Annotated in this window: 12 protein-coding genes and 2 pseudogenes; 6 read left to right on the top strand and 8 right to left on the bottom strand. The window is 41.4% G+C overall.

The annotated features are described in order from the left end of the window. Positions 1-45: 45 nt before the first annotated feature. The 3 genes from RM347_RS21895 to RM347_RS21885 all read right to left on the bottom strand — a co-directional run bounded on the left by RM347_RS21895 (position 46) and on the right by RM347_RS21885 (position 5,953). On the bottom strand, positions 46-4,806 hold the full coding sequence (locus tag RM347_RS21895; protein WP_322715812.1) for a PAS domain-containing hybrid sensor histidine kinase/response regulator: 4,761 nt from the start codon (positions 4,804-4,806) through the stop codon (positions 46-48). Between the two features lie 75 nt (positions 4,807-4,881). Then, on the bottom strand, positions 4,882-5,244 hold the full coding sequence (locus tag RM347_RS21890; RefSeq protein ID WP_322715811.1) for a PAS domain S-box protein: 363 nt from the start codon (positions 5,242-5,244) through the stop codon (positions 4,882-4,884). A gap of 352 nt (positions 5,245-5,596) precedes the next feature. After that, entirely contained in the window at positions 5,597-5,953 is a 357-nt protein-coding gene (locus RM347_RS21885) for a hypothetical protein (RefSeq protein WP_322715810.1), read from the bottom strand. Positions 5,954-6,538: 585 nt separating this feature from the next. Here RM347_RS21885 and RM347_RS21880 point away from each other — a divergent pair. The 6 genes and pseudogenes from RM347_RS21880 (at position 6,539) to RM347_RS21855 (ending at position 12,598) form a co-directional block, all read left to right on the top strand. Beyond that, positions 6,539-7,819: an aminotransferase class I/II-fold pyridoxal phosphate-dependent enzyme gene (locus RM347_RS21880; RefSeq protein ID WP_322715809.1), complete on the top strand. Its 1,281-nt coding sequence runs from the start codon at positions 6,539-6,541 to the stop codon at positions 7,817-7,819. Positions 7,820-7,882: 63 nt separating this feature from the next. Further along, positions 7,883-8,140, top strand: a pseudogene (locus RM347_RS21875) (pyridoxal-phosphate dependent enzyme); the annotation flags it as partial. Between the two features lie 41 nt (positions 8,141-8,181). Continuing rightward, positions 8,182-9,561: an amidase gene (locus RM347_RS21870; protein WP_322715808.1), complete on the top strand. Its 1,380-nt coding sequence runs from the start codon at positions 8,182-8,184 to the stop codon at positions 9,559-9,561. A 10-nt stretch (positions 9,562-9,571) separates the two neighbouring features. Next, positions 9,572-9,808 (top strand): annotated as a pseudogene (locus RM347_RS21865) (CRISPR-associated endonuclease Cas1); the annotation flags it as partial. Between the two features lie 418 nt (positions 9,809-10,226). After that, positions 10,227-11,342 carry a CRISPR-associated endoribonuclease Cas6 gene (gene cas6, locus RM347_RS21860; protein ID WP_322715807.1) on the top strand — a complete coding sequence of 372 codons (1,116 nt, stop codon included), beginning with the start codon at positions 10,227-10,229 and terminating at the stop codon, positions 11,340-11,342. Between the two features lie 449 nt (positions 11,343-11,791). Then, positions 11,792-12,598 (top strand): hypothetical protein, encoded by an 807-nt coding sequence (locus RM347_RS21855; protein WP_322715806.1) that lies wholly within the window; start codon positions 11,792-11,794, stop codon positions 12,596-12,598. 38 nt (positions 12,599-12,636) lie between these two features. On the opposite strand, the gene RM347_RS21850 is transcribed toward RM347_RS21855, so the two are convergent. Genes RM347_RS21850 through csx7 form a run of 5 tightly spaced genes read right to left on the bottom strand, consistent with a single transcriptional unit; the run spans position 12,637 to position 16,915 of the window. Continuing rightward, positions 12,637-13,356 (bottom strand): hypothetical protein, encoded by a 720-nt coding sequence (locus tag RM347_RS21850; protein WP_322715805.1) that lies wholly within the window; start codon positions 13,354-13,356, stop codon positions 12,637-12,639. A 9-nt stretch (positions 13,357-13,365) separates the two neighbouring features. Further along, positions 13,366-14,418 (bottom strand): RAMP superfamily CRISPR-associated protein, encoded by a 1,053-nt coding sequence (locus RM347_RS21845; protein ID WP_322715804.1) that lies wholly within the window; start codon positions 14,416-14,418, stop codon positions 13,366-13,368. Beyond that, positions 14,411-14,992: a hypothetical protein gene (locus RM347_RS21840; RefSeq protein WP_322715803.1), complete on the bottom strand. Its 582-nt coding sequence runs from the start codon at positions 14,990-14,992 to the stop codon at positions 14,411-14,413. Before RM347_RS21840 ends, RM347_RS21845 begins: the two co-directional genes overlap by 8 nt. Further along, entirely contained in the window at positions 14,980-15,984 is a 1,005-nt protein-coding gene (locus tag RM347_RS21835) for an RAMP superfamily CRISPR-associated protein (protein WP_322715802.1), read from the bottom strand. Before RM347_RS21835 ends, RM347_RS21840 begins: the two co-directional genes overlap by 13 nt. Further along, on the bottom strand, positions 15,977-16,915 hold the full coding sequence (gene csx7 / locus RM347_RS21830; protein ID WP_322715801.1) for a type III CRISPR-associated RAMP protein Csx7: 939 nt from the start codon (positions 16,913-16,915) through the stop codon (positions 15,977-15,979). Before csx7 ends, RM347_RS21835 begins: the two co-directional genes overlap by 8 nt. Positions 16,916-16,931: the final 16 nt, after the last annotated feature.

Here is a 16,931-nt window from a genome sequence, read left to right as displayed (position 1 = left end):
TCCTAAATCGTCTCACCGCTGAAGATTCATTTTATAAATCATTTCTTACAGTTGTGTTAAATCAATAACTTTATCAATCCGAAAATTATTAATCCAATCAGACAGAGTGTTTGCCAAAAGAGCAGATTCTTCAGGAATTTGCTCAAGTAAGCTGAAAATCAGCTTTTCATCAGTACAAAGTGCCGCTTGGTGTAGCTGTGTCACCCACTCAGTGGGCATCTGAGCCAGAATCTTTTCTAATGATAAAAGTTCAAGGTCTAAATTTTCTGCAATTTGGTTTGTTTCGAGGCGTTCCTGTTCATACACATAACGCACCCCCAAATATTTAGACATCATATTCAAGATTACTTCCTCTCGAAAGGGCTTACGCACAAAATCGTTACAGCCTGCCGATAAAACCACAAACCGCTCCTCGTCAAAAGCACTAGCAGTTAGAGCAATAATGACAGTAGCTTGACCTTTTAAAGTAGCTCTGATTTGTTTAGTAGCTTCATACCCATCCATTACAGGCATTCGCATATCCATAAAAATCAGATGGGGTTCCCAAGTTTGCCAGAGAGCGATCGCTTCTTGACCGTTAGCTGCTGTCAGAGTTTCAAAACCAATACTATTAAATAACTGCCTTAATAAATCGCAATTGTCTTCGCGGTCATCAACTATCAGAATTCTGTATACCGGTTGCCCTGGTTTCAAACCAATTACTCTGCGTTTAAGTGTTAATGGTGCAATTTCAAATGACTCTGCAAGTTCAATTTTGATATCGAAGTAGAAAGTTGAGCCACAGCCGACTACAGTATGAACTCGGATATCGCCACCCATTAACTGCACAAATTGACGGCTGATTGTTAATCCTAGTCCTGTGCCTTCTCTCACTTGTCTAGCACTTGCAGTCTGAACGAAAGGCTGAAATAAATTATCTAATTCCTCGGTGGCAATTCCCAATCCTGTATCTTCAATTTCAAAGGTAATCAGGGATTGGGGATTGGGCACAAGAGGCAGAGGGGTAGAGGGGCAGAGGGGCAGAGGAGAAAGACTTACTGCAACTTCTCCCCTGCTCCCCTGCTCCCCTGCTCCCCTGCTCCCCAAGCTTACCCGCAACGTCACTCCTCCGGTATTGGTAAATTTGATGGCATTTCCCAATAGGTTGATCAGCACTTGTCGGAGCTTACTTTCGTCTGTGAGGATATATTGGTGCAAATTCGGGGCAAGTTCAAATGAGAGTGATAACTTTTTGTCATTGGCTCGTACCTGGAACATCTGTTGCATTTCTTGCAATAATCTATACAAATCAAAGGATGTAGGGTTAAGCACAATCCGTCCAGCTTCGATTTTGGACATTTCCAGCACATCGTTAATTAAGTTGAGCAGGTGTTCTCCACTACGATTTATCGTTGCTAAAGAGTCTCGCTGACGTTTGCTGAGGGTAGTGTCTCGTTCCATTAACTGGGCAAAACCCAAAATGGCATTGAGTGGCGTTCGCAGTTCATGGCTCATGTTGGCTAAGAAGGCGCTTTTTGAACGGTTGGCAGTTTCGGCGGTTTCTTTGGCAATCCGTAGTGCCTCCTCGGCTTTGTGCCGCGATCGCCCTATGGCTATGAGTTCGCTCACCAATTGCAGTAAGTTGATTTCCTCTTGGCTCCAAGTTTTAGATTTGTTAACAGCATCTAATTCCAGTAGTCCAACGACTTTGCCAGCGTAAATCATCGGGACAGCAACTACAGATTTAATTAATTCTCTGTGGGTTAATTCTGTCTCGGCTCTCGCCTCTGGTGAAATATCTGCAATGCGAGACGCTTGTAAACCTTGGATAGGATTACCATTAAGAATTTGATTGTAAAACCAGGGCAACGGCTCAGATGAAGCGGTGTTGTTTAATAATAGTCTGTTGCTAGGCTCATACCACTCATGAGCCATCTGAAATTGCTGTTGTGGCTCGTGATATTCAAAGATACAGCTGCATTCAGCTCCCATAAATTCGGCGATCGCTTGCAGTGTAAAATTGATTGCGGTGTCTGCATCCTGGTCGATAAACTGGCGAGAAATGCTGTTTAGCAGTCTGTCTACCTGAGCGCGGTGCCAAAGTGTGGCTTCAACTTGCTTACGTTCAGTCAAGTCTTGCACCAACCCTTGAATAAGTGTGCGTTCACCCAACTTAAATACAGTTAACCACACCTCAGCCGGAAAATCTGTACCATCGGCGCGACGGTGAACCCATTCAAAACGATGTCTGCCTTGCTCGTAGGCGATGGCAATTTGTTCACCGGCTAAACTAGCAGAAGTTTGACCATTTGGTTGAAATGGCGGTGAAAATTCACTTGGATGCTTCTGCAAAAACTCTTGCCGAGAATAGCCGAATAGTTCTTCTGCTGCCCGGTTACAATCAAGGGGAATTCCGTTTTCCTGTAACATAACAGCAATACTGGTTGATTCGTAAAGAGCGCGAAATCTGGCTTCTGATTGTCGCAAAGATTCTTCGACAAGTTTGCGTTCGCGCAGCGCAGCTTGCTGTTCGCTAATATCTGTAATTACAGCATCTATACAGCCATCTTCAGCATTCCGTCTCAGTGATATTAGTCCCCAACCAAGAGATTTATCCCGACGACACAGTTGCAATTCAAAGTTACGTACTTCACCCTGCTGTGCCATTTCTGCCAACAGCTGTTGGCGATCGTTTGGATTCGCGTAAAACTCCGTCGTGAATTGCTTGCCAATGAGATCGGTGGCGGAACTATAACCCAAAATTTCGGCTTGGCGTTGATTAGCTTCCAGAAATAGCCCATCTTCTAAGCGAATGCGAGCAATCCCCACTTGAAAGTTTTCAAAAATGTTGCGATATTTCTGTTCGCTGCGACGTAGGGCTTCTTCTGCCTGTTTGCGCTCGGTAATATCGCGGAAGTACCAAATTCTACCGTAGTAATCTTCTGTTAGCGATCGCACAGATGCCGAATAGCGGTCTAAAGTCCGCCCATCTTTCAGGCGAATTTCATCCCGGCTGATTTGGTCTGGATGGGCGTAGAGATACTCAACTTTTGCCAGAAACTCCTGTGGCTGTTCCAGTTTATCGAGTGCTAATTTCAGTAATCGCCGATTGTTACCACTGACAAATATTTCTGGAATTTGCCATAACTTACAAAAACGCTGATTATAAGATACAACACGATTATTTTCATCAACGACTAAAATTCCATCAATTGAAGCTTCTTGTTGAGCTTTGAGTATGGCATTACTGCGGTGTAAATCTGCCTCTACTTGCTTGCGATCGCTAATATCAGTAACTACTGCTTCCATGCAGTTTTCTTCCAGATTCAAACGTAAAGAAAATAACCCCCAACGCACTTCTCCATCGCACCGACGAAACTCAAACTCGAAGTTATTGATTACACCTTTTTGTTGTAGTTCAGTTAATATAGAGGCGCGAACATCTGAATTTACATAAAAATCCGTGGTCAATTTTTCCTGAACTATGTCTGCGGCACAACTGTAGCCTAATAGCTCGGCCAAGCGTTGATTAGCATCCAGAATCAGCCCATCCTCAATCCGGCTACGGAAAATACCTACTTGAGAATTCTCGAAAAGGTGGCGAAACTTTTGCTCGCTCTTGAGCAAAGCTTTTTCAGCTTGTTTACGCTCTGTAATCACACGCGCAACGCTGATTAGTACCAAGTCACCATTGATATCATTTGTTGTAGCTAAATTCGTAGCTTGCCACTGCCAACTACCATCCTTGAGTCTAGCTCTATACTCAACTTCCAATCTCTCCCCTGTTGTTACTACCCTGTTGACTGCATCTAGACAACTTGGTAAGTCGTCAGGATGAAGAAAATCTGTAAATGCTATACCTTCTAACTCAGTGGTATCATAGCCTGTGAGCTTGGCTAAATTGGGTGAAATATAGCTGATTCGTCCTTCTAAATCAATCAGAGAAATAATATCATTAGAATTTTCTACAATGCGGCGGAACTTAACCTCGCTTTCGCTCAAGGCTTTCTCTACTTGCTGGCGTGCAGTAATATCCCGAAAGCTCCAAACACGTCCAATAATTTTACCTTCCTTCGATTGGGGTTGAGAGTAACGCTCAAAAACGCGTCCATCTTTCATCTCTACCAAATCAAAAGCTTCTTGTTCTGGGGACTCATAAAACAGTTCCTTGACTCTGGCAATAAACGCTTCAGAATCTCGCGTTTGTTCAGACATAAACTTGAATCGTTTATTGCTTTGAGAAGGTAGCAACAACGATTCTGGTATTGACCACATCTGGAGAAACTTTTGATTAAAGACTGCTACATTAAAGTCCTGATTTACAACTATAATTCCATCAGCTGTAGATTCAAGTGTTGCTTGCAAAAGAGACAAAGTTTCTGCTTGTTTTTGTTGTGCTAAGTAGCGTTCTGCTTCCCAGTGTTTTGCTTGAGTGACATCTCGAATTACTAGTATAGATGACCTGTCACCTCCTGCAAGTTCAACGCAGTTGCCTGATATTTCTAAAATTAAGGAGCGATGTCTGCCATCATGACATTCATATTCTTCTGTGATTTCATACTCTCCCCCTAGAACCCTCATATTTGGATAGGACTCTGGTGCAACGGCTTCACCAGCTAGGCTCAGAAATAACAAGTCACTCAGCTTGGCATTAAGAACTAAAATATGTGGTTGGTTGACCAGTTTGTCAAAAGCAGTATTGCACCATTGTATTTTGCCATCACTGCCAGTCCAGACAATAGCATCAGCGATCGCCCCCAGCGCCACCTCCATCTTGCCCAAAATTGCCCGTAATTGGTTGACCAAACTAGTCAAATTTATGCTCATCGGCAGACTCCTATTTTACAAGCAAGGGTAGAGATCAATTTCTGGTTTCTTTTTCTACCCATCTCTCCATTTCTTTTAAAGAGGACGCAACATGGCCATAAACACCCATTCTTCTTGATGTTTCTCTGCCATAATCAAATGCTCGGCTTCGATTTCTAGACCATCTTTGGTGATCCCAACTAAACGCAGTGGATGATTGAGAATAGTAGAATTTTCTGTTGAAAGAAAGCGGGAAAAACCAAGATGGTGCGGGGCATGAAAACCCTCTGGAATAACTACCGTAATAATTTGACCATTAATTTCAGCCATGCTCCAGCCAAAAACAGAAGTAAAGCGATCGTTTACATAAGTGACGAACCCTTGTTGATCTGTAATTACAACTGGCACGTCTATTTCTCGCTTCATGTCACTCAGGGTTTTCATCGCTGCTTCAGTCATAAAGTTGTGCTACGGTTGTCCCAAGAATAGATCACTTTTATTTTAATTGCTTAATTTTTTGATTTAGCCCCCGTTTCAGAGCTAAAACTGCCCCTAGAATGCCTATAGCTAATAAAAATCTCCTAAAATTAACTGTACAAGTACCTCTGTGACTAGCTTATGAGGTGCGATGCCTACGGTGAGTTGCACCAAGCCAGTTTCGTAGTCAGGCTAGTTTCTACAAGATAATAAGACTTTAAAATATTTATTAATAATAAATAGACAAAAAATGGTTATGTACATTCATACTAACTTAGTAAAAACCAACAAGAAAACTGTTTAAAATGTTTAGACATCTGCCCTCTGAATCTTATTAGTGAAACTCCTCACCAAAAGAAGCACTCCCAAGAAAGCTAGAAAAAGTAACTAGCATCCAGCCAAAACAAATATGCTTTTGGGTTTGCCAATCGTATCTACCTTCTATCGTCGGGATTGTGTTAGCTTCAACGATTTCTAATCCCCAGTAGCCCAACGCACTCATGCCAAACAACGTAGCGCTGACGATGGACAAATTAGCAATGATTTTTAGAATGTAATTGCTTAAAGTAGGCGGTATCTGAAAGGATTGTCTGTGACGATGATGGATAGTGAGTTCACTAGGAGCTACAACCTCTACATATCTTGGTTTTTGTTGAGTGAGTTGGGAGACAATTTGTTTATTATCAGTCATGGGTCGAACCTTAGCCGTTTGGTTGTAGCTAGATTAGTTTCAGTAATTATATTGTAAAGTTCCGTCCTAAATATGTGGTTAATTTTACATAAGATTATCACATTCAGAAAAGATATTGTAGTGATTAAGCGATCACAGATTTAGAAGTCCCAGTTCAGATAGAGGGACTCTCGGAAGTAGAGCCAAAACTAGATATACTGGGCTACCTCTTCATGCCTGTAGCCGTATTTCTATTGTCTCTAGCTGCAATTTTCATTAAATTGAGCGAAACCGAAATCAGTTCAAATGCTACAATTTTCAATCGATTTTGGATTGGCGCTGTTGCTTTTGGGTTATGGAATAGTATTCAGGCTAGGCGATACAAGCTATCGGCAGATTTCCCACTCCAAAAGGAATCGTACACAACCAGTGACATTATTCGTTTTGTGGTTTTAGCTATTATTAATATCGGTTCCTTACTCTCCTGGGCTTGGTCTATAAATCAGACCAGTGTTGTGAAAATACATGTTTATCGGAAGTGTTCCACTTTAAGTTCACGATCCACTAAACTTCAGAGTCAAGCAGCAATCAGTTGAAAAATCTATTATGTCAGATCAAACACGACCACCCACCAAAACGCAACAGGTGGTACAGGAAGCCGCTACTAAAGAGAATTCCGATATAACAACTCATACCATCTCGTCCCGACTGCTCAAGGCAATTCAAGCCCAGACCCCCAGCGAACTCCTTGCCAAGGCAAACTACATGAATCGCAAGCATGAACAGGGGAGCATTGATTTTACAGAGGGTGACGCCCACGAACTGCCTCCACTAGGCTTTGTGGAAGCCCTTCAGCGCTGGAGTATTCCGCAAAATGAGAGTTGGTTCGGTTACAAAGACAACCTCCCCCAGGCACGAGTCACTGTGTCAGAAGGTCTGAAGACGCAACGCGGGATCGCGATCGCACCTGAAGATATTTTCCTGACCAATGGTAGTCTGATTAGTCTGACTATTTGTCTTCAGATGCTGACCGAAATGGGAGATGAGGTGATTATCATCACCCCACCCTGGCTAAACTACAGGCGGATGATTCATGTCGCTGGTGCGGTTCCGGTTGGCGTTCCAGTAAATCCAACTACTTTTGATCTGGATCTAGATGCGATCGCAGCTGCCATAACTGAACGTACCCGAGCGATCGTTATCAATTCACCCCACAACCCCACAGGCAAGATTTTTTCAGCAACAACCCTACAGCAATTAGCAAGTCTGCTCACCAATGCCTCCAATCGCTACGGCAAACCAATCTACCTGATTTCCGATGAAACCTTCAGCCGCATTGTATTCGATCAACGAACTTGTCCTAGTCCCACCCAGTTCTACCCGTTTTCCTTCCTGATCTATGGCTACAGTAAAGTCTGGATGGCTCCTGGTCAACGCATCGGTTATATTGCCTTGCCACCCACAATGCCTGAACGTGACTCAATACGGCGCATAATTCGGACACTGCAAGGTAGTCCCTTTGGTTGGTGTTTCCCCAGTGCCCTGATGCAATACGCCCTCACTGATTTGGATGAACTCACCCTCGATCTGGATCATCTACAACACAAGCGGGATTGGATGGTGAAAGCGCTCCAGGAAATGGGTTACAAGTTGCAAATTCCGGAAGGGGCATTCTTTTTGTTAGTAGAGTCACCCTGGTCAGATGATTGTGCTTTTGCCGAGTTACTAGCAAGCCACGATGTTTTTGTGTTCCCTGGAACGCCCCAGGAAATACCGGGTTATTTCCGCATCTCTCTGACTGCCAACGCAGACATGATTTCCCGTGCCTTGCCAAAATTTCAAGTAGCTATAGAACACGCTACTGCCAAAGCATTTGGTGGAGTTTAGTCTGAAGTTTTTTCCCCAATATCAAATGGTAATACAACATTAGAAAATACTAGAGACATTCGGATGGCAACTTACAATAATATTCTGGAAGCGGTTGGCAGAACTCCCCTGATTAAACTTAATAGTATTAGTCAAGAAATTCAATCAATAATTTATAGCAAGGTAGAATACCTGAATCCGGGTGGTAGTACGAAAGATAGAATAGCTTTATCCATGATTGAAGCCGCAGAGAAAGCAGGAAAACTGCAACCCGGTGGGACAATAATTGAGGCAACAGCCGGAAATACGGGAGTTGGTCTGGCGCTAATCGCTGCGATCAAAATTATAAATAATTTTATCCAAAAAAAATCTAGTTAAATAGAATGAAAGATTTAGTTTTTTTAGCTGCTCATCAATTGGCAAATGCAATCCGCGATCGCCAAGTCTCTTCAACAGAAGTAATAGAAGCTTATTTGAGTCAGATTGCTCAATATAACCCAGGACTAAATGCGATTGTGACTTTGGATGCGGAAAATGCGATCACACAGTCGAAAGCGGCAGATAAAGCATTAGCTCAAGGAGAAAATTGGGGGATCTTACATGGAGTACCCGTAACTATCAAAGACACCCTCGAAACCAAAGGATTACGCACAACCAGCAGTTATCAACCCTTAGCTAATTATGTCCCCAAGCAAGATGCTACCGTCGTCGCTCGACTACGCGCCGCTGGAGCAATTATTTTGGCCAAGACGAATACACCACAACTAGCTGATAACTTCCAGACCAACAGTCCTCTGTTTGGTAGAACAAACAACCCCTGGAACCATAAGTGTACCCCAGGTGGTAGCACTGGGGGTGGGGCGAGTGCGATCGCTGCGGGATTATCCCCCCTAGAACTTGGTAGTGATATTGGTGGGTCAATCCGCGTTCCGGCTCACTTCTGTGGCATTTACGGCTTGAAACCAACCGAGCATCGAGTGTCAACATTTGGACATATTCCAGAGTTGCCAGGAACACCTAAAACCATTCGGCACTTACAGACAATAGGGCCTCTTGCCCGCTCTGTGGAAGACTTGCGATTGTGCCTGTCACTGATTCAATGTTCAGAACTGCGCCAGCCAGAGGTCATGTCGATATCTCAACAAGCCAACCCAGTGTCCACGCTACAGTCCTACCGCTACGCTTGGTCAGAAGGTTTTGGTGATATTCCAGCAACAGCCGAAACCAAAGCCACTCTAGAAAAACTAGCATCATCCCTAGCGGCTCTAGGGTGCTGTGTAGAGCAACACAACGAGCCGCCAAATTTTGATAGCAATGCGGTACGAAATACTTACCTCAACATTTATAATTTTGAATTGGGTTTATCACAACCAGACCTGACGCAAATTCAACAGCAACAAAACTATATTACCGCCCTGAGTGAGCGTGATACTTTAATTGCAACTATGGAAAATTTCTTATCAAATTGGGATGCTTGGCTGTGTCCAGTAGTACCAGTGCCTGCCTTCACCCATCGTCAGCCAGGAGAACCCATTGAGGTCGATGGTTGCGAGTTTTCTTATTTAGGAGCAATAGGTGCTTACACCACAATTTTCAACCTAACTGGCAACCCTGCTGTAGTAATGCCCTTTACCCAGTCACAAGATGGATTACCCATTGGTGTGCAGGTCGTAGGCCAACGTGGGAGTGATATGAAGCTGCTAGAAATTGCTGAAACATTAACTCAAGTAACTGGTTTTTTTCAACGCCCACCTGGATATTGAAAAGCGGTAAGTTTTTACAATTGATGATTTTACGTTACCCGACGAACGAGAAGGTGTGTATTTTCAACCTCACGCGCTCAAGAAGTTTCTGAAACATTGGGAAGAAAAATTGCAATCAGAAGTGACGCACCCTCATACTGGACAAAAAGTAGTGTACCGTCGCGCTCTTGAGTTGCAGGTACGGGAATATATTTCATGCTTGAAGGGTGAAGTGGAAGTTTACCGACCGATGATTTGGGAGAGATAGCCAAGAAAACTTATGTTAAGTTTGCGGTTGACGTTGTGAAAAATCCAAGGTGCTTTGTTGTACTCTTTGATACAATAACATAACCTTGAAAACTTAATCTTACGTTTCTAGGTGAAAGCAAAAGTATTTGTTTGAACTTTGCACACGTAAGTTTTTAGCGGGGGTAGACCGATCCCTGAAACCCTGATTATTTCGTTTACCCCCACTAATCGCTTACTGTACAAGGGTTTCAATACCGTCCATGAGTCGTCAATTGTCAATAACATTAATCATTCCCAGCGATCGCTCAAACAGTTTGCTGGGGATTTTTATTTTGTCTTTGATTTGACCCCATATTGCAGTAGTACTACTAACAGCTTTATCCCCTCCTGGGGATGAAAACAAGATAAAATATAGAAACTGTGGCTCAAATGATACTATGCCTCGACGCTCTCAAAAAAAGCCAAATATCCCTCCATCTCCGCTGACATGGCCGCTGGACACAGAGTTAATCGGCTTGGAATTTGAGTTAGTCCCTGCAAAAGATTGTGACCTCTTCCCTCAATACACCATTGGACTACACGCTTGGTTTCTCCAGCAAGTGCGTTCTACAGACTCAGAACTTTCTGCTTACCTCCATGATGGAGAGTCAGAGAAACCTTTTACTATCTCAGCTTTAAATGGAGAGATTACCAGTAGCGGTAGACAAATACAACTATCTGCAAACACTTCCTATCGTTGGTATGTCACAGCTTTATCTCATCGAGTACAACAGTGGATGGCGCAATGGGTAGAAAATTTGCCAGAGGTGCTGGAATTAAAAAATGCCCCTTTGCAGATTCGTTCTGTCAAAATTGCCCATCCTCCTACGACTTATATGCAACTGCTAGAATCTGAGCTTAATGAAACTTTCGCTCTGAAATTTCTCAGTCCTACAAGTTTTCGCCGCAAAGGTCATCACTTCCCCCTACCAGTACCAGTGAATGTATTTCATAGCTACCTGCGGCGCTGGAATGACTTTTCGGGGATGTCTGTTGACCAGGATGCTTTTTTAGCTTGGGTAGATGATTATATATTGATTACTCGTTGCCAACTAACAACCGCGAAGGTATTGGCGGGGAAGAAAGGCGCAGTCACAGGATTCACTGGGGCGATTGAGTTGAGTTTAGCTAAAGATGCAGCCAAACAGCCAGAATTTGGGCAGTTATTTTCTGCTTTAGGAAAACTTGCACCTTACTGCGGTACTGGTCACAAAACTACCTTTGGCTTGGGACAAACACGTTTGGGTTGGTCATCTCAAGTTATCCAAGACATACCTGATGTGCAAACTGTCTTGGCGAAACGCATTGAAGATTTAACACAGATTTTTAAAGCACGACGCAAGCGGACGGGTGGCGATCGCGCAGATGAAATAGCCTCAAAATGGGCGACAATCTTAGCACGGCGAGAAATGGGCGAGTCATTGCAGGTGGTAGCAGAAGATTTAGAGATGCCTTATGAAACGGTGAAGACTTATGTCAAGTTGGCACGACGCGCTTTGAAGAGTGAGGAGTAGTTTGGTATATTCTTGTTTAATCAAGCGGAACCTTGAAAATTTAATATTCCGTTTCCTAGTGAAAGTTAAAGTGTTGGTTTTTACCTTAAACACGCAAATTTTTCGCGGGGGTATGCCAATGCTTGAAACCCTGATTATTTCGTTTCCCCCCGCGAATCGCTTACTGGGTAAGGCTTTGAGATGTCTGTCTTAGTGGTTGATTGTCATTAAAATATGCTTATTGACAGCAAAATTAGACCCCCCGCGAAAATGGCACTTTCAAACCCAGTCGTAGCAAGTGTTCTAGAAGGGTAGGGTTTTCAAATCATTACCCCTCACGGGGATGGAAATACATTCAGGATTTAGTTAAAGTTGGAGTGGATTGTGCGATCGCTTTTAGTTAAAGTTGAATTTGTAGAGTGATGCGATCGCGCATGATTAAATAAATAATTGCTATAAACAAAATATCTATGGATTGGCTACCCTCAATTGATTTACCTCACCTGTGGGATTTGGTGATTTCCCAAACTCCAACTCCTACACCCACACCTTCACCAGTATTAACCCCTGCAAAAAATCTCAATGATATTGAACTACTCAAAAGCCAGTTAGAATTTCTTAAAGCGACAAATGGTCAACTAGGTGAAAGCTTTAACAGATTTGTTGGAGCGATGCAATTTACTTTAGTGGCATTTGCCTTTTTGGGCGGAGTTGTAGTTTTTGTGTTTGGTAACAACTTAAAAAGTGCTAAAGAAGTTGCCACTCAGACAATTCAGCAGGAAATTGATAATCATATTGCCGGGTTAGTAAAAAAGGAAGTTAGGAACGTTAAACGGACTTTACAGCGCGAACGGGTTATTAGTTCAACTACTGTAGATTATTATCTACCATCATTAGATGGAGAACCAAATGAGTATAAATTGCTGGTAGCTAGGGAATTTAAAAATGTGAAGTTTTGGAATAAAACAACGATTCCACAGAGATTTTTAGCTGATGTATGTGTTTTAGACTTAGAGAACTCTATCGATGCTGCGGGTAAAAAGTTTTCTGAATTGCCACCAGACAAACGACAAGAAACTGGTAAGCGAATTATTGATGAATTTCTTCAAAACTTACCACAAGCAGCAATTTTAGTCATCTATGTTGCTCCACCACATCTGAACGCAATTAATAATGCCACATTTAAAGGTAGGTATTATGCACCTGCAAATACAGTAATTACTTTAGTGGGTATGGTTGCTGATGCTGCTTATGTAGCACATGGACAGAATACTTAGGGGTAAATTATGATTCCTGAAATCATAAATACAGCAACTTATTTAGATGGTTTTTTAGGATAGCGTTCCCAAGGTTTTGGAGGTTCTACAGCTTTTGAACCTTCTGTTTTAGGAGATTTTATCGGCTTGGGAGAATCTGATGTTTTAGGGGGTTTTAAAGCTTGTGAATCTTCTGCTTTCTTCGGTTCTATCAGTTTGGGAGTTACAGGTTTAGAAGGCTTTGACAATTGAGGAGGTTCTGATATTTTTACGTCTTCTGTTTTGAGAGGTTTTGTCTCCTTGGGAGTCTCTACTAATTTAGGAGTTTTTCTCACTATTAATTCTGTTTGTATAACTGGTGAAATATCAGGCTCATCATTATTATCTACTGTTTTATAATAACGCATTAAGCGTTGCGACCAGCCTAATATTTGTATAATTACTAAGGGTTTTTTCTCATAAAGCCTGAGATATTGATTACATATTTCATTAATACTTTCGTAGTAACTAGTAGTTTTTTTGCTATGCCCAATTGTTTTGCCATATTCAGCTAATTGTTCAATATATGTAAAAAATCTTGAAGGTTTTCTTTCTTTTTTATCAATATTTAGATTTTGTTTTATTTTCGAGTCAAGATAAGTAATCAATTTACTTAATTCAGTACTAATACCTTCTTTACCTGGTTCAATACGCTGTTGTTCTTGGACTAAAAACTTAGCAATTTTATGAGCTATTTGCAGATGCTCATCAGCTATAAAATAGGTAATATTATTGTTCATGTTTTTTCATCAATAACTCTCGTGAGGTATACGATTAGTAGAAGGACTGAGAATTTCTGATAGTTTTTTTAATTGAGCTTTTTCAATTAATGCTTCATGCGCTTGTTTAATTTTATTTTGAATAAAAATATTTAGCGGCTCATCAGTTAAAACTTGATTGGATGGTAGAGTCCAAGACGTATAGCGATTGTATAAATCAGCTTGATTTTGAATGATTTCAGCTTCAGTGATGTCTACGCTTATGCTTCCCATCCCAATCGGCTTACCTGCACCAACTTTTAAGACTAGGGGATAGTTTTTATCTTGTCCTAAAGCAATCAGTAAAGCTCCTAATTCTTCTGACTTGAGATTTTTAAAATTTAATTGAGTACTAAATTCGTCATTTCTAAATGCTACTTGGACAGGAATACCATTATCTAAACCTTTGTCGATGGAATTTTTCATATTGTAATAAAATTTCCAACCTACGGTTTTTTTATCATCATAATATGCCTGATTCTCATCTGGTCTTGGTCGCCAAAGGTTAGGCATAAAATCAACTTCAAAACCTCTCACTTCACAATGAGCATCTTGAATTGTTATCAACCCTTGCCATCCCCATTTTTCACCAGATGCACCAAAAACTATACTAGCAGGACAAAGTTGATTTTTCTCAGTGGCTGGTAAACGTTCTTCTGGGTATTCATTAGGTTTTTTCGGCTTGACTCCTACACGACTATTAGTAATTGCCTCATAAACTGAACGAATACAACCTTTTAAAGAACTACCTTGAATTAATAGTTCTTTGTCATTCCCTTGAACCATTGTTTTTATTAAAGGAATATGTTCTCGATTAATATCGCTTCCCATAAGTACTACACCAGTTGAGATGTGCAGCGTTGTCTGAACTTTTAGGGTAAGAAATAAAGTCCCATGTAAATGGTTAGGTAAATATTTATCGTGTCCAGGAGGACTGTTTGAAGTTGGTGCTTTTTCAAGAAAATAAACAAAATCGTATGGTCTGGGGCCGCGTTCTTGATTTGAACCACCAAAATTTTGAGAATGGGAGGAATTGTTAGCCATGATGATTTTTAATCGTTAGTGCAACAAAATGTACAGTGGCAGTATTTTGATCGCGAAAATATCTTTGAGCAATATTTTTTATATCTTCAGAATTCAAACTTTTAGGAAAGCGGGTTTCTTTGGGTGAATGCAATAATGCATCTTGCTCTAAAATTTCCCAACTACCTTCTTTAATGGCACGAAAATTATATTGCTTATCTTGAGGCTTAAAAATAGGTGCTTCATCTTGGGAACTGAGAAGTAACACCTCATATTTTCCTTGTTTTTGCTGCCAACGCACTTCCAATATTGAATTAAATAGCTGTCCTTCCGGACTGGGGAAACTTTCGGGTTGTTTGGGGGTAGAATTATTGACAGGATTTGGTTGCAGATTGATAGGATTTTGTTGTAGGCGATCGCATATATCTGCTTCCAGACTAGAATATTCAGAATCTTCCGAACCTAGTCGCCAAAACCCTCCCACCCGATGCGCCCAGCGTAAGAAGTAATAACTGGGTGGAGTCGAAAGTTTTTCAAGTAGTTTAATTAATTCTTCCGCAGATAGTGGTTGCTGATTTACCCCTACGAAGCACATACCGCACCTCCTGTTTGCAGCAACTTACTCCAAGCAGCAACAGCTTTGGTAAATAAATCTGGGACACCATTTTTACCATCACCTTGCCAACGCAGTTGTACGCCAAAGTTAAAATCCATTGCTGTTAGCAAAATATCTTTTACTTCTTGTTTTTCTTGGTCGTTAGTTGGGAAATTATAAGGATTGGCGTTATCACCTCGTAAAAACTCCCCAGCCCCTAAAAGATAAATCTTATCCCACGGCGTTAAACTGCCAAATGGGTAAACTTGCTTGTCGCGCAATATGCAACCTGGGTATTGTACTACAGCGCTGTTGTACTCTAAGCGGACTATGCCTAAACCCCGTGATTTAGCAAACCCAATCCCAAACCAACCTGCATCTAAGTCACGCAACACCAATGCTATTAATCCTAACTGCGCTAAAGAAAAGTTTTTCAGGTGGATTTTGGTCTTAAACGCGCCACTGGTGCAAACTTGATAATCAAAAGGCCCGTGTGCTACTGAACCAAATACCCTATCGATCGCTACACCATTACGTTCTTCGATTTTGACTGGTACTGAGGTATCAGGATATGCATCTTCAATACGCAGACGGCTAGCGATCGCAACATTGCCAAATATCTGGTCAGTGAAGGATGATTCTTGGTAGATTTTATAAATTTCATCGGCAGGTAATTTCTTTTTGAATTCTTCTTGAGCTTTAATAGTTTTTTCGTCTAATGGATTACTTGCCCAAATTAGTTTGGAGTCAGACTCAGAAGGTTTTTTATCGTCGCCAACAGTACGCACAATGCGTTCTGCGTGGGCGCGTATAGCACCTTTAAGCGAACTACCAGGAAGATAAATTGTGGGTCTACCATTATGGAAAGTTTCGACAAATTCCATCTGTGGTTTAGTGGGATCTGCACCTTCTCGACCAGATTTAATCAAAATAGGGCCATCTGGAATAATTGTTAGGTCAAGTGTGCAGTGGTTAACAAATAGCTTATGCATGATTCTGATGGGAAGAAGTGGCTGTAGTGTTGGTGCGTTTATGCAGTTCAATAGAAAGGTGATTGATAAAAGTGTCCGCCCAAGCTTTTTTTAAAGGTTGGGCATCAATATAGGGAGAAGCTGGATTGGAGTTACTATCAATCAAAGCTTTGAGGTAATTTTTTACCTTGTCTGGGTCTGTTTGCGGTTTGTAATTTTTATCTTGTTTGTAATTTTCATCTCGGACATCGACCCAGTTCATCTTCTCAATTATGAGCTTGACAACTCCCAATCCACGAGAACGTCCGCCACCAAGGGGAATTTGTTCGGTTTGAAATTGATGCAACCCAATCATCAACATACCTAATTCCCATTCTTCAGCATTTTCAATCACTGCATGAAAGATAAATGGAGTCCCGGCTGGTACAACTTGAAAGTCATAAAGTTTACCATCACCAGCAGTTTCAGTATCTCTATCAATGGCAACACTATTGCGTTCTTGATATTGGTCAAACCAGTTTTCTTCAGGTTCGCTTACTGTTAAATCACGAATTTGGAATTTGCTTGCCAGCCAAGGAGAACCAAATAGTGAAGAAACTAAATCAGTGTTGTTGATAATAAATTCGTGTAATTTCTCTTCTTTTTCTTGTGGATTTAAATTTTTAATTTGCTCTTTAAATTCAGACATCATATCTGGAGGAATTGACCACTCCGATTCTTGGGTTGGGTTAGCAGCAAAATCAAGATGAATTCCGCGCAAAAAACTTTCAAGACGTGAACGTAATGCACCTTTGAAACTCGAACCTGGTATTAGGGGTCTACCTAAAGCATCTTTGATAACTGGTAAATCCGAGCCAATTGGTTCAGATGAACGTCCGGCACTGATTCTTAAAGCTGTAACAGTTTCGAGAATACCAATAATTTCTAGACGATTTTTAAAGATTTCAAACATAATTCAGAATATTTGT

The sequence above is a fragment of the Nostoc sp. ChiQUE02 genome (genome assembly GCF_034531305.2).
Taxonomy (GTDB): Bacteria; Cyanobacteriota; Cyanobacteriia; order Cyanobacteriales; family Nostocaceae; genus Nostoc.
This window is presented reverse-complemented; position numbering and strand designations above follow the sequence as displayed.

What these genes read in the sequence shown, in the direction of transcription:
- RM347_RS21835 (WP_322715802.1), bottom strand. Translation starts at nt 15,984, where the DNA reads ATGCATAAGCTATTTGTTAACCACTGCACACTTGACCTAACAATTATT.
- RM347_RS21895 (WP_322715812.1), bottom strand. Translation starts at nt 4,806, where the DNA reads ATGAGCATAAATTTGACTAGTTTGGTCAACCAATTACGGGCAATTTTG.
- RM347_RS21850 (WP_322715805.1), bottom strand. Translation starts at nt 13,356, where the DNA reads ATGAACAATAATATTACCTATTTTATAGCTGATGAGCATCTGCAAATA.
- RM347_RS21880 (WP_322715809.1), top strand. Translation starts at nt 6,539, where the DNA reads ATGTCAGATCAAACACGACCACCCACCAAAACGCAACAGGTGGTACAG.
- csx7 (WP_322715801.1), bottom strand. Translation starts at nt 16,915, where the DNA reads ATGTTTGAAATCTTTAAAAATCGTCTAGAAATTATTGGTATTCTCGAA.
- RM347_RS21870 (WP_322715808.1), top strand. Translation starts at nt 8,182, where the DNA reads ATGAAAGATTTAGTTTTTTTAGCTGCTCATCAATTGGCAAATGCAATC.
- cas6 (WP_322715807.1), top strand. Translation starts at nt 10,227, where the DNA reads ATGCCTCGACGCTCTCAAAAAAAGCCAAATATCCCTCCATCTCCGCTG.
- RM347_RS21890 (WP_322715811.1), bottom strand. Translation starts at nt 5,244, where the DNA reads ATGACTGAAGCAGCGATGAAAACCCTGAGTGACATGAAGCGAGAAATA.
- RM347_RS21855 (WP_322715806.1), top strand. Translation starts at nt 11,792, where the DNA reads ATGGATTGGCTACCCTCAATTGATTTACCTCACCTGTGGGATTTGGTG.
- RM347_RS21885 (WP_322715810.1), bottom strand. Translation starts at nt 5,953, where the DNA reads ATGACTGATAATAAACAAATTGTCTCCCAACTCACTCAACAAAAACCA.
- RM347_RS21845 (WP_322715804.1), bottom strand. Translation starts at nt 14,418, where the DNA reads ATGGCTAACAATTCCTCCCATTCTCAAAATTTTGGTGGTTCAAATCAA.
- RM347_RS21840 (WP_322715803.1), bottom strand. Translation starts at nt 14,992, where the DNA reads ATGTGCTTCGTAGGGGTAAATCAGCAACCACTATCTGCGGAAGAATTA.